Origin of the sequence: Empedobacter sp. UBA7252 (assembly GCF_002472765.1) — a bacterium.
Lineage (GTDB): Bacteria > Bacteroidota > Bacteroidia > Flavobacteriales > Weeksellaceae > Empedobacter > Empedobacter falsenii_B.
In genome coordinates this window covers 13,700-27,115 of sequence record NZ_DKSQ01000110.1, presented here as the reverse complement: position 1 = coordinate 27,115, position 13,416 = coordinate 13,700, and the positions used below count along the sequence as shown (strand labels likewise).

10 protein-coding genes are annotated in these 13,416 nt (G+C 32.6%); 5 read left to right on the top strand and 5 right to left on the bottom strand.

Annotation, left to right across the window (positions count from 1 at the left end; all coding sequences use genetic code 11):
* The first annotated feature begins 94 nt into the window (after positions 1–94).
* From B2X73_RS15370 to prfH, 5 genes are all read left to right on the top strand, one after another.
* Positions 95–244 (top strand): glycosyl hydrolase 2 galactose-binding domain-containing protein, encoded by a 150-nt coding sequence (locus B2X73_RS15370; protein ID WP_409410977.1) that lies wholly within the window; start codon positions 95–97, stop codon positions 242–244.
* The gene (locus B2X73_RS15065; RefSeq protein ID WP_291096852.1) at positions 223–1,860 is read left to right on the top strand and encodes a beta-mannosidase; all 1,638 of its coding nucleotides are present in this window, start codon (positions 223–225) and stop codon (positions 1,858–1,860) included. Before B2X73_RS15370 ends, B2X73_RS15065 begins: the two co-directional genes overlap by 22 nt.
* Before the next feature lie 374 nt (positions 1,861–2,234).
* Positions 2,235–2,996 carry a hypothetical protein gene (locus tag B2X73_RS15060; protein WP_219035379.1) on the top strand — a complete coding sequence of 254 codons (762 nt, stop codon included), beginning with the start codon at positions 2,235–2,237 and terminating at the stop codon, positions 2,994–2,996.
* Positions 2,997–2,998: 2 nt separating this feature from the next.
* A complete protein-coding gene (locus B2X73_RS15055; RefSeq protein ID WP_219035380.1) occupies positions 2,999–4,390 on the top strand; it encodes an RtcB family protein in 1,392 nt (463 codons plus the stop codon).
* A complete protein-coding gene (gene prfH, locus B2X73_RS15050; RefSeq protein WP_257468282.1) occupies positions 4,390–5,016 on the top strand; it encodes a peptide chain release factor H in 627 nt (208 codons plus the stop codon). The genes B2X73_RS15055 and prfH overlap by 1 nt, the downstream gene beginning before the upstream one ends.
* Before the next feature lie 30 nt (positions 5,017–5,046).
* Here prfH and B2X73_RS15045 read toward each other — a convergent pair whose 3' ends face one another.
* The 5 genes from B2X73_RS15045 to B2X73_RS15025 form a co-directional block, all read right to left on the bottom strand.
* Positions 5,047–9,885, bottom strand: a complete 4,839-nt coding sequence (locus B2X73_RS15045) for a DNA repair ATPase (protein WP_221856599.1) — start codon at positions 9,883–9,885, stop codon at positions 5,047–5,049.
* Between the two features lie 85 nt (positions 9,886–9,970).
* Entirely contained in the window at positions 9,971–12,055 is a 2,085-nt protein-coding gene (locus B2X73_RS15040; protein WP_221856601.1) for a flotillin family protein, read from the bottom strand.
* Positions 12,056–12,154: 99 nt separating this feature from the next.
* On the bottom strand, positions 12,155–12,847 hold the full coding sequence (locus tag B2X73_RS15035) for an OB-fold-containig protein (RefSeq protein WP_125350042.1): 693 nt from the start codon (positions 12,845–12,847) through the stop codon (positions 12,155–12,157).
* 19 nt (positions 12,848–12,866) lie between these two features.
* The gene (locus B2X73_RS15030; RefSeq protein WP_125350043.1) at positions 12,867–13,064 is read right to left on the bottom strand and encodes a DUF4177 domain-containing protein; all 198 of its coding nucleotides are present in this window, start codon (positions 13,062–13,064) and stop codon (positions 12,867–12,869) included.
* A gap of 69 nt (positions 13,065–13,133) precedes the next feature.
* The coding region (locus B2X73_RS15025) for a PspA/IM30 family protein (RefSeq protein ID WP_291096850.1) at positions 13,134–13,416 on the bottom strand (283 nt) is incomplete at its 5' end.

Here is a 13,416-nt window from a genome sequence, read left to right as displayed (position 1 = left end):
ACATATGTAAAAGTTTTTCTGAACTGAAAATTAATTCTGGATGAGATTAATATGTTTCGAATGTGAGAATTTTCGATCAAAGATTTACTGAAAGATAAAAAAAATTCTCGAAATACAATTCAAATCGTCGCCTAATGAAGGAAAACGATTAGCAAATCTTCTTCCATATAAATTACCAGAAGGTGAGCGTGTTTTTACTCGAAAAGCGCAATATCAGTATGGTTGGGATTGGGGATCAGATTGACTACGGTTGCGATTTATAAACCAATTGAACTTATTTCTTGGAATAATTTAAAACTGAATGACTTGTCTTATGAAATTATCAAATTGGATAAAAATCAAGCGAAAGTAAAGTTTAAATTTATTATCCAATCGGAACAAAATACAGCTGTAGAAATTAATTTTAATCAGAAAATAATCACTCAAAAATTAACCAAAGGAATTAATCATTTTTCGATTGATGAAACGATTCACAATCCAAAATTATGGTGGCCAAATGGAATGGGCAAACAGTATTTATATGATTATCAATTCAAAATTAAACAAGGGAATGAACAAATATCTAAGTATTTAAAATTTGGTTTACGTACGATAGAATTGGTACAAGAAAAAGACGAAGTTGGCTCTAGGTTTTATTTTAAAGTGAATGGAATTCCAACTTATATGAAAGGTGCAAATTATATTCCGCAAGATAATTTTGTTTCACGAGTTTCAAAAAATGATTATGAAAAGTTGATAAATAGTTCGGTTGAAGCCAATATGAATATGATTCGTATTTGGGGTGGTGGAATTTATGAGGACGATTATTTTTATGAATTATGCGACGAAAAAGGTTTGTTGGTTTGGCAAGATTTTATGTACGCTTGTGCTTTTTATCTTGGCGATCAAGATTTTCTTAACAATGTAAAACAAGAAACAATTGATCAAGTGAATCGCCTAAAAAATCATACTTCTATTGCGCTTTGGTGTGGAAATAATGAAATTGATGAAGCGTGGAAAAATTGGGGATATCAGAAACAAATGGGCTGGTCGAAACAAGATTCGTTGAGTATTTGGAAAGATTATCAAACGACTTTTCATCATATTATTCCGAATGTTTTAGATTCGATTTTACCAAAATCAGAGAATCGCTATTGGCCGTCTTCACCTTCGATTGGTTGGGGAAGAAAAGAAAGTTTGACGCAAGGAGATTCGCATTATTGGGGCGTTTGGTGGGGAATGGAACCGTTTGAAACGTATGAAAAAAAAGTTCCACGTTTTGCTTCTGAATATGGTTTTCAAGGAATGCCAACGTTGAAAACGGTGAAATCAATGTTTTCTGAAAAAGATACATTGAGTAAAAATTCTGCAATAATTTTAGCGCATCAAAAACATCCAAAAGGTTGGGAAACAATCAACGAATATATGCAGCGAGATTATGTTGTTCCGACCGATTTTGTGCAGTACAACTACGTTTCTCAATTGTTACAAGCACGCGGAATTCAGTTGGCAATTGAAGCACATCGACGTGCAAAACCTTATAATATGGGAAGTTTGTATTGGCAATTGAATGACGTTTGGCCAGTAACTTCGTGGTCGTCTTTGGATAAATTAGGAAATTGGAAAGCGTTACATTATCAAGTGAAAAGAAGTTTCGAAAATGTGCTAATTTCAGTAGAAAAAGAAGAAAATGTGTACAAAATTTATATCGTAAATGACTTATTGAAAGATTTGAAAGGAAAAGTAAAATTTTCTGTGGTAGATTTTAATGGAAATAAACATTGGACTAATGATAAAGATGTAATTATTTTATCAAATTCTTCAACCAAGATAATGGAATTAACTGATGAAATTTTGAAAGGAACTTCTTCAACTAAATGAATGTTAAAAATCAATAATATTTTTCTCCCTATTTTTAGTGAAATTTCACAAAGGATTTGGAAATGTGAATTTTATTGACTTAAATTTGCACTGATAAAAATCATAACGTATAACAATTTAATAACGAAGAAATAAAATGTTCAAAGAAACGACATATCAGTTTTTAGCTATTGCAACAGATTTTGCAATGAGCATTCTTCGTGCTTATAAATCGTAAATAATTTACTTATTATATCAAAAGCCCGGAGGATTCTTCGGGCTTTTTCTTTTATTATTCCATTCTAGATTCAGAATAACTTCTAAAAACTTCCGAAGAAGAAATAGTTAGCGCTAATTATTTCAAAATAATTATTTGCAATCAAATAATCCATTTTATGGAAGATTCAATTTTCTTTTCTACTCAATTACGAACAAAAAGAGCGAGGAAAAGAAGTGTAAAAACAACGAAAGAAAAAAATGTAAGAGAGAAATATAAACGTCAAAAAGAAATTTTTAAAGAACAAAAAGAAATTCCGCTTGTTCTTTTAAAAGAGCCGTGTCAAAAAGGTTTTGAGCGATATATTGTATTGAGAGAAGATATTAAAAAAGAAAATGAGATTGAGTTTTTTACTCAAATTCTAAAGAAAATAAATACTTCTCAATATGCAGAAACGCGAAAGTTTGTAAAAAAACGAAAACGAAACGGAAAGCGAATTTATGTTCAGAGAATTCAAGAGTTGAAACAATTGCAACCTTACGAATATTCAGGTCCGTATTCAATTTTGAATGATGAAGAACGTCTATATTTTGTGTGTATTCAGGTGTATGATCCCAAGACAAAACGTTTCAAAGGAATTTATGAATTTCTACAACCGTGGCGTTTTCGATTGATTATAAAACCAAATATGATTACGTATTACAAACCGCTTGATATTGATTTGAAGCGCGAAGAAGCGCAAATCGATCATTTTTTTGACAAGTATAAAAATCAAGGAATCCTTTTAAAGAAAATAGTTGGAGGAGGGTATTCGTATGAACGAAAACCAAAATTTAAAAATCCTTTTACAAAAAGGAAATTTTTTAATAATAAAAATTTAGCGATTGAAATCGCTGAAATGCTGATGGAAAAAGAACATCAGTTATCTAAAAGATATTAATCATGGGAAATAAAATCTCTGGAAAGGACTTTATAAAAATAGGCTTTCCAAAATATAATTCGATCAATATTGCAATTGGGCAAATTCATCGATACAGAAAAAAAGAAAAGAAACAAACGATTATTAACGAAGCAAAAGAAGTTTTACTTGAGCCAGAAAAATACATCGGTCACGGAATTTGGGGAAAAGTTGCGGAAGGATTAATAAAACCAGTTGAGGTTAGATTACAAGAATTAAAAACAACGCGTTCACCTTTTTCGATTTTTGGAGAAAATGAAATTGACGAGCAAGCAAAATTTCAATTATATGATGCATTGAAATTGCCAATTTCGGTAAAAGGAGCTTTGATGCCAGATGCGCATTCGGGGTATGGATTGCCAATCGGAGGTGTCTTAGCGACGGATAATGCGGTGATTCCTTATGGAGTTGGTGTGGATATTGGTTGTAGAATGAGTCTTTCGGTTTACGATTTGCCAGCTAGTTTTTTGAAAGGAAAATCGCATCAATTGATTCAGATTTTGCAAGATCATACCAAATTCGGAATGTATGAAACGCATAAACTAAAAGCGGATCATGAAATTTTTGAACGTTCTATTTTTGATGAAATTCCAATCTTGAAAAGTTTAAAAACAAAAGCTTATCAACAATTAGGAACTTCTGGTGGAGGGAATCATTTTGTTGAATTTGGGATTGTGAAATTAGATGAGGTAAAACCTGAATGGAACTTGATTCCAGGAGAATATTTGGCTGTTTTATCGCATAGTGGTTCGCGTGGTTTGGGTGCAAATATTGCAAAACATTATACGTATTTGGCGACGAAACAATGTCCACTTCCGAAGCAAGTTCAGCATTTGGCTTGGTTAGATTTGGACACGTACGATGGCCAAGAATATTGGGCAGCGATGAATTTGGCTGGCGAATATGCCAAGGCTTGTCACGATGATATTCACCGAAGAATTGCGAAAGCTTTGGGAAAACGTATCGTTTTTAACATCGAAAATCATCACAATTTTGCGTGGAAAGAAATGGTTGAAGGAACGGAACGAATTGTTCATCGTAAAGGAGCGACGCCAGCTGGAAAAGGAATTTTAGGAATTATTCCAGGTTCGATGACCGCGAACGGTTACATTGTTGAAGGTTTGGGAAATGAATTGAGTATTAATTCGGCTTCGCATGGTGCGGGACGAAAAATGTCGCGTGCGAAATGTAAATCAACAATTACTAAAAGTTTTATGAATTCACAATTGAAAGATGCAGGAATTGAGCTGATTGGCGGAAGTGTAGATGAAGCACCTTTGGCATATAAAAACATAAAAACGGTGATGAATTTACAGACTGAATTAGTGAAAGTGTTGGGAACTTTTACACCGAAAATTGTACGAATGGATAAATAATGATGAGGAAAAAAATTATTCAACTTACATCGGGTAGAGGACCAGCGGAATGCAATTTTGTGGTGACTAATGTTTTTAAAAAGTTTTCGGAAGCGTGCACAAAATCTGAAATTAAGTTTGACATAATTGAAAGAGAAATGGATAAAGATTTTCATCAACTTTCATCTGTGATTATAGAACTTGAAGGAAATGATTTAAACACGTTTTTAAAAACTTGGCTTGGAGCAATTTTATGGATTGGTAAAAGTCCATACCGAAAATTTCATCAACGAAAAAATTGGTTTATTGGTTGTTTTGAATTAGAAATTCCGAAAGAAAATTCAATCAATCCGAATGAAATTATATACCAAACAATGCGAAGCTCTGGAAATGGTGGACAAAATGTAAACAAAGTAAATTCGGCTGTTCGTGCGATACATCAACCAAGTGGAATTTCGGCTGTTTCGATGGATTTACGTTCACAACATCAGAACAAAAAAACTGCAACAACTCGTTTGTTATTGAAATTACAAGGATTTGAAACCAATAAATTGAAGGACTTGGTTCAAAAAAAATGGAATAATCAAACGTCTATTGCAAGAGGGAATCCTGTGAAAATATTCAGAGGAGATAAATTTAGTGAATAAAAAAAAGCCGCTCAATGAGCGGCTTTTAGTTTATTTTTTCAAAATAGCTTGGATAATTCCTTCCAAATTTTCATTGAATTCGAGCAATTGAGCAAAAACTTTATCGTCTTTATTCAAGCCACCGTGTTTGTTATTTTTTACAAAGGTTGCTTTTATCGTTTCCCAACGTTCTTTTTCTTTAGCAGTTATCAAACCTGCAATTTCTTTTAATCGCAACAAATTCGATTCTGTATCTGTTGTCAATGTTTGCGATTCACTTTCGTAATGCGCTAAAATAGTTTCGTTAATTTCTTTTTCGTTCATCATTGGAACAATTTTCGAAACCAATTTTGACATATTTCTGTACGAACCTTGCATTTTGAAAGGCGGTTCCGTTCTGTAATCATCTTGCATTGCTGCGCTCGAAATATAATTTTGATTGACTTTTACGACAATATTTCTAATCTTAATCACATGTTTTAGAACTGCAATAAAATCATCAATTTCTTGTTTCAAATAATTGCCTTCCAAATCCGGAAGTTGTTCTTGATTTTCGGTTACAAAATTTGTTAACTTGTAAAAATCTGTCAAACTTTTTGAAGCAATTTTATCCAAATAAGGATTATCTCCTGTTGCATTTTCAATCAAACTTAAATTGAACAACGTTTCCGTATCACCAATTACATCACCCAAATTATAAACATCAGCACGATTAGCCAACATATCTGGAATCTGAAATTTAGAGCCGCTTTCCGTATATGGATTTCCTGCCATTACAATGCAAAAACGTTTTCCGCGTAAATCGTAGGTTTTACTTTCTCCTTCAAAAATTCCATCAATTTTTCGCTGTCCATCGGCTAATGAAATAAATTTCTGTAAAAATTCGGCACTCAAATGCTGAATATCGTCCAAGTACAACATTACATTATCTGCCATTTCAAACGAAAGATTTATCTTTTTTAATTCCTCTCTTTCTCCAGAAGTTTTGGCTTCTATTGGATCGATTGATGTAATATTATGTCCAATTGTTGGTCCATTTACTTTCACAAAATGTAGGCCCATTGTTTTTGCTAAATACTCCATCAACGTCGTTTTTCCATAACCAGGAGGCGAAATTAACAACAACATTCCCATTCGTGCAGTACGCTTGTTATCGCCTGCAGTTCCCAATTGTTTGGCTAAATTATTTCCGATTAAAGGAAAATAAACTTCGTTGATTAATTTATTTCGAACAAATGATGTTAAAACTTTTGGTTCAAATTCTGCGATTTTTAAATCCTTTTCATAAGCTTTCGAAATTTCTTCTTTTAACTTTTGGAATGATTTAAAATTTGGAACATCAACAGTTGAAAAATGCTCTAATTTAGAAATGATTTCATGATAATTTTGTGTATAAATACCATCAATTATTACGGTATGATTTCCTTTTAAATCTTCAATTATAATAGATGAATTTCCATTTATTAACTGAAATTTATCTTTAGAAAACAATAACATCGTTGCTACTTCATTTACAACATTTCTGTAAGTTGAAAAATTTTCATTTTCATCGATAAAAGAATGAATCCAGTTTTCGATCAAGTAAAATTTTTCGGTTGAAGAAAATTGTTCATCTGCAATCAACGCATTAAAATCATCTGAATTTTTATTTTTCTCTAAGTAATTAATGAATTCTTTTCGAAAATTTTCAGCTTCATTACTCATCGAAAAAGCTTGATATTTTGTGAAAGTTCTAAACAAATAATTGGCAACTTTTTCTGAAGTTGTTATTGTTTTATCCCATTCAGTTTCCCAATTTTCAAAAAGCGATTTGATTTCATTTAGAATATTTTCAAATCGAGTTGAATTCGGAAAATTTTTCAAAATTAATTGAGCCGAATTAATCATTGCATTCAACTTATCTTGCAAATTCTTTTCTAAAGAATGGCAAAAAATTTGAGCAGTTGTACGAGTTGGCGCATCAAATTGCAACACATCTAATTTCGAATTTATGTTGACCAATTCAGTAAAAATTCGAAACGCATCAAAATTGTGAACGCCTTTTATATAACCTTCCGAATAATTTTGTTCAATGATTTGATTGATAAATTTTTCAGCATCAAAATCGTTTTCATTTCTTGCTAAAAAAGCTTGATAAGCTAAATATTCAGCACGATAAACCAATTGATTTTCCGAAACAAATTCTTGGTTCCAAATATCTTGGTAACGATAAATCTCATCGTTTTTAACTTTTTGATAGAAACTTGTACCTGTTAAATGATAAAATAATTCGTTGTTACGATTCAACAATGTCAGCGCTAATTGCTGCGTATTGACCGTAAATTTATTTTGACCAAGCGCAATAATATTTTGCCCATCAACAAAAAGTTCAGTTTTATCTCGTAAAACACGAAGCGTATCTTCTTGCGATTTTTTTAATAGATTTTCAAGGTTTTCGGCTTTCGAAACATCTTTTAAATCCTTCAATTCTTGAATGATTTGACGCATTTTGTCAATCATTAAATCCGAAGAATAAAACGCTAAAATTTCTTCTTTCTCAGAAAAAGTTTTGGCTTTATTTTCGATATTTTTCAAGACGCGCAAGCCAATTTGTTCTAATGAATTGGTGCGTTTGTTGGTTTGTTCAACTAATTGTTCACGTTTCGAATTGAATGCCTTGATAATTTCGTCGCGCTTATCTGCAATTTTCAAGGCGAAATCATCAAAATCAGAAAATTTACTTTCTAATTCTTCAAGTTGAACAATTATTTTTGTATTGTATTCTTCCGTTTTTTCGGCAGTTGTTGATAATTCTAAAAAGTTAACCACACTTTGTTCTAACAACGTGATTTGAGCAGAAAATTCTGCAACAGCTTCTTTGCTTTTTAACGCAGAAGTTTGACGTGTTAATTGGGCACGAACTTCGTTAAGCGAAGCAAAAATAACCGAGATTTTCTCAATGATTTTTGTTGTTTGTGTTGCGTCTTCAATTTTTAAACTGTTCAGAATATCAATCAATAATTCTAATTCTGAGGCAATTTTAAGACAGGCTTCTTCGATAACTTTCGCATCAATGACTTTTTCGATAGAAGCTACTAAGTTTTTCTGTTCAGCAACTTTTTCTTCGTATGGAATTAGTGCTTCATCCAATAAAAGAAACTCAATTGTTTTGGTTGATAAATTTTCGTTTACCTCTTGCAATCGGTTTTCTAATTCTTGAACACGCTCTAAATTGATGTAGCGAATTGAACGTAAATCAATAACTTTTCCTTGAATTTTACGAGCCTCAGCTAAATGTTCAACCAATAAATCCAATTGATTGTACGTTGTGCTATTTACTTTGAAAACGATTTCTTCAATCGATTCTTCCGTTTTTTCTAAGGTTTCTTGCGCAAATTTTTTCTGAATTTGAACTTTAGCAAATTCATCAATCGCTGTATTGGCAACTGTTTTTATTTCTAATAAAGGAACAGCAAGCTCAAAAGTCTCTTGATCATTAATCCAAAAATAGCCATCTACAATATTATTCGCTTTTTTTACAATGTCCTCGTATAAACCTTCGTACGAATCTTCTTTGTTGATTAATTGAATAACCTCCTGAGATTCAGCCATTGCTTTCACAATGTCTTTGTTCCCAATTTTATATAATGGATGATTTGTTTTCTCTGTATTTTCAATCAAACGTTCAACATAAGGTGTTTGCCAAATTTGAACTTGATGATGTCTTGTCGCTTCTTCTTCGGTGCGGAAATAAATTAAACTTCCATCTTTAAAAATCGTAAAACCATTACAAACTATAGGTGTTTCCACAGTTTGTTGAATGATATTGTACGATAAAAGAATGTATGTATTGGTTTCATCTTGATTGAAAATGTACATAAAATCTTCTCCGTTCGGAGAATTTACACGACGGAAAAATTGAAAATGCTCTAAATTATTATTATCGAAAAGATGATACGTTCCGTTTTGTAAATAATAACCATTCGAAAAAATTAAACCTTGATTATCGGGTAACAGAACTGCTGCATCTAAAAGTGCAGGAATGTTGATAACTTCTTTGGTGCGAACATTGTAAATATAGGCTCTGAAATCTTCTTGAAACGGTTTTATTTTAACCGCAATTAGATTTCCTAAATCGGCATAATAATATTCGGCATCGTCTAATTGTTGATCTAAATGTGTCACTTTTTCAGTGAAAATTCCTTTTCCTGAATCCGTATTATCTTCAATTTTAAAAGTAATATCACCACCAATTGCTTCGATAAAAATCTTATCTAAAATAGAAATATGTGGAAACTTTCCTAATCGACGATCATCGATAGAAGTTTTTTGCCATTCAAAATCAAATTGATCTGCTTTTTTTACTTCGTGAATGCTGCGATCATCTTGATAAATTAATTTTCCGTCTTTGATTAACCATTTAAACGCTTTCAAATCTTGTGCGCTTTTACTGGTTTGGAAAACCATGTATAGATAATTATCTGTTCTACGAAATTTAGAAAAGATAGAATCGCGGTAATATTTATATAAATTCTGAAAATCTGTAAAGAAATTCTGATCGTTTATTAAGTCGAGAGGTTGAGGAATAAATTGATTTTCTTGAAACAGATAAATACTAAAAACATCGCTCAACTGAATGTCTGTGCGTAAACCGAAATGCACGTTGTAACCAAAAATACACAATTTATCGAACGCGATAATTCCACGTGCGACGCATGTATTTTCTGTCGTAATTCTTTGGTTTGCGCTTAATGCAAAATTGGTAGAATTGAAGACTTCTTTTCGAGCATCATTCAATTTCGTTAATCTTTCCGAAAGAAAATCTTTTTGTGTAAGAAGTCTTTTTCGGATGATTTCGTACGCGCCTGCATCAAGCGTTTCGGTAACGTTAATATTTTTTTCTTCTTGCATTAAATTAAAATCTAGAAGGTGATTAAACTGTAATTAAGAGCGATTGAAACGAATAGATTCAATCACTCTATTATTGTTTAATGGATTAACCTATTTTTTTATTTGAAACACCTAACTGATTCGCAATTCCGAAAAGAGAATTTATAAATCCTGTGTCTTCGCTGTTTCCAGAAGCAGAAGCAGCTTGCTGTAATTTAATTAATGCCGCAGTAATTGTTAAGTTTTTGATGTCGTTTGATGAAATGCCATATTTATCGGCAAGACTTCTCACTTTTCCAGCTAAATCGCTTCCGCCATCTTCGTCAATCAATGCATTTTTGATATCTGTTGCATGTTTCGAATTGTCGATTAAATGATCGAAACCTTTTGCATTCGAAACTTGTTTCACAATATTTTCGAAGAACATTGTTTCTCCACCAACAATGTCAATTTTCGCAGATTTCAATGCATTTGATAACACCTCAGCTTGGGCTCCAGCAATATCTTTTTGAATGTTGATATGAGCCAATTCGATATCTTTTTCTTTTTGTAATTGAAGTTTGAACTCTTCGTGCTCTTTTCCAACACCGTCCAGTTTCTTCATAGCTTCTGCTTTTTCTTCAATTCCTTTTGCTTCTGCTAATGCTTTTTCACGAACAACTTCTGCTTGTGCTAAGCCTTCTTTACGTAACGCTTCTGCTTTTTTCTCGATAACAGATGCTTCTACAGTTCCTTGTTTTTCTTCTGCTTCTGCTTTTGCAACCATTACTTCTGCTTCAGATAGACCAATTGCAGCTTCTTCTTTTGCTTGTGCTTCAGCAATTATTTTACGAGCTTCAGCTTCTTTTGCAGAAGCTTCTTTTTTAGCTTCCGCATCAATTAATAACTCTTGCGCTTTGCGTTCTGCAACTTGTTTTTGTGCATCTGCTTCGATAACTTGACGAGCAGCTTCTTGCTCTGCCGCAATTTTTGCCGCTTCCGCAGCTTTTACAGTTTCGATTAAACGCTCTTCCGCTTCTTGCGATGCAGCAATAATTCCGGCTTGTTTCTGACGCTCAACTTCACGGTAAACTTCAACATCTTTCACACCTTGTTGCTCTTCAATCACGCCTTTTTCTAAAAGAACGCGTTCTTTGATAACGCCTTGAATATTTTTCTTCTCAACTTCGATAGACCTTTCTTTATCAATCTGAGCTAAAGTCACAATTCGCTCACGTTCTGTTTGCTCTAATGCACGATCTTTTTCAACGCGTTCCGTTTCGATTGCATCAGTACGAACTTTATTTTTTTCTGCGATAATAATTTGACGCAATTTATTTTCTTCTTGTACCGCCAATTGCTCTTCTGTTGTAATACGAACAGATTCAGCTTTTAGACGTTCTTCTTCGCGAACTTTTGCAATTTCTGCCTCTTCGCGCGCTTTTATATTTTCGATTTCTCTGCGTTGACGCTCTTCTTTTTCGGCTAATTGTCGCTCTAATTCTAAGATTGCTTCGCGCGCTTCAACGTTTTGTTTTTTGATTACTTTTTCTTCTTCACGACGAATTAAGTTGGCGTTCATATTTTGTTGAGCCGTTAATTCCGTGATTTTTTTAATACCTTCCGAATCTAAAATATTATCAGGGCTCAAGAATTGTAATTCAGTTTGTTCTAAATAATCAATCGCACAGTCATCTAAAATATATCCATTCAAGTCTGTTCCGATGATATTTAAAATTTCATCTCTAAATTCGCGACGAGCTTCGTATAATTCGATAAAATCGAATTTTTTTCCAACTGTTTTTAAAGCTTCTGAGAATTTTGCTTCGAAAATACTTTTTAATGTTTCTGGTTCTGATGCTCGTTCTGTTCCTAAGTTTTGTGCAACATTGATTACATCATTCACCGATTTATTAACGCGAACAAAAAATGCAACTTTGATATCTGCACGAATGTTGTCTTTACAAATTAAACCATCGTGTTGTTGACGAGTAATATCAATTTTCTTAATCGAAATGTCCATAATTTCCATTTTGTGGAAAACAGGAATTACATACATTCCTTTGTTGAAAGCTACTTGCGATCCACCAACACCAGTACGAACGATGGCTTTTCCTTGCGGAACTTTTTTATAGAAAACGCTTAAAACGACGATGAAAGCAATAAAGATGAAAACGATAACACCAACTGCTAAAAGAATAAAATTTGTCATGAGATTTTTATTATATTTTGATTGATTTAGTGAATAATTAAGATTAAAATTTCTTCGATAAGAAACGAAGTAAGTTGAAATATTAGTGTCATAATAGTGTTAAATGTTGTTTAAGGTTATATGTTTGATGACGAAATAATAATGATTTGAAGGCGATTCGTCGGTGATAATAATGGTATCTCCAAAATTAATTTCTTCGCCATTTTGACTTTTGATGTTAAGCGTAATAATATCTTTCTCGATTTGAAATTCCGCAGAGCCTATTTTATCTCCTGTGATTTTAGATTTTGATTTTCCGACTCTTCCGATAAAATCAGTTTCTTCTTCTCCATGATAACCTAATTCTGAATACATTTTAACTAATGGTTTAGTGATCCAATGCATCATAAAATAAGCGATGATGAAAACCGGAATTAAGATTAAAACTGAATACAATCCTAATTTGCTTAATCCAAAAACAATCGAAGAAATAATGGTAATCACCCAACTGATAAATTTGAACAAAGTAATAATCACCATTAACGGAACTTTACCAACATTGATGAATTCTAAACATTTTGCCCAAAAACCTGGTTCGTGATGCACGTCTGCATCAGCATCGTGATCAGCGTCAATTTCGTGGTGGGCATCAACATCATTGATGTCTCCGATATGAAAATCAGAATCTGTTCCAAGATCAATTCCGTCACCAGCTAACAGTTGAAATACCCAATAGACAAGAGAAAATCCCATCAAAATGGTCATAATTCCGTTGGCCAATGGATTAAAAAGAAGGTCTAAAATTTCGGTCATTTAGTGTTAATTTTTAATGTTAAATAGCTCTTCTGAATGTATAATAAATAATTTTCGTTGTGCTGTTGATGGAAAGCGGAGTGGAAGTGATTAATTCCCAGCCTTCATTTCCATATTTATTTAGTAAATCATCCAAAAATGTTTTATCTATTTTGATAGAAAATAAGCCAGCGTTAGGCATTATTTCTATTGTTTTGTATTCATATTTAGATGCCATAGTTTTGATTTTTTAAAAGAGATTAATTTACTAAAAATTTTATAGAAATAATTCACTATAAAAAGTGATTTATTCTTGATTTTTCGACTGAATTTTTAGCTTTAAAGCTTCTAATTCATTTTGAATCAAATCACCTTTCAAGGTTTCGTTAATTTCGTCATCAGCGGTTTTCGAATTGTCCGCTAAACTTCCGTAAGCTTGTGCAAGTGCTTCGTCTTCTTCTACTTTGGCTTTCATGCGTTCTAACATGCTAATTGTGCTATTCGCATCAATTTTTGCCATTTGTTTGTTTACTTGTTTTGTGGCATCAGCAACTTTTACACGAGCTTTTAATGTTGTTAATTCATTTTCC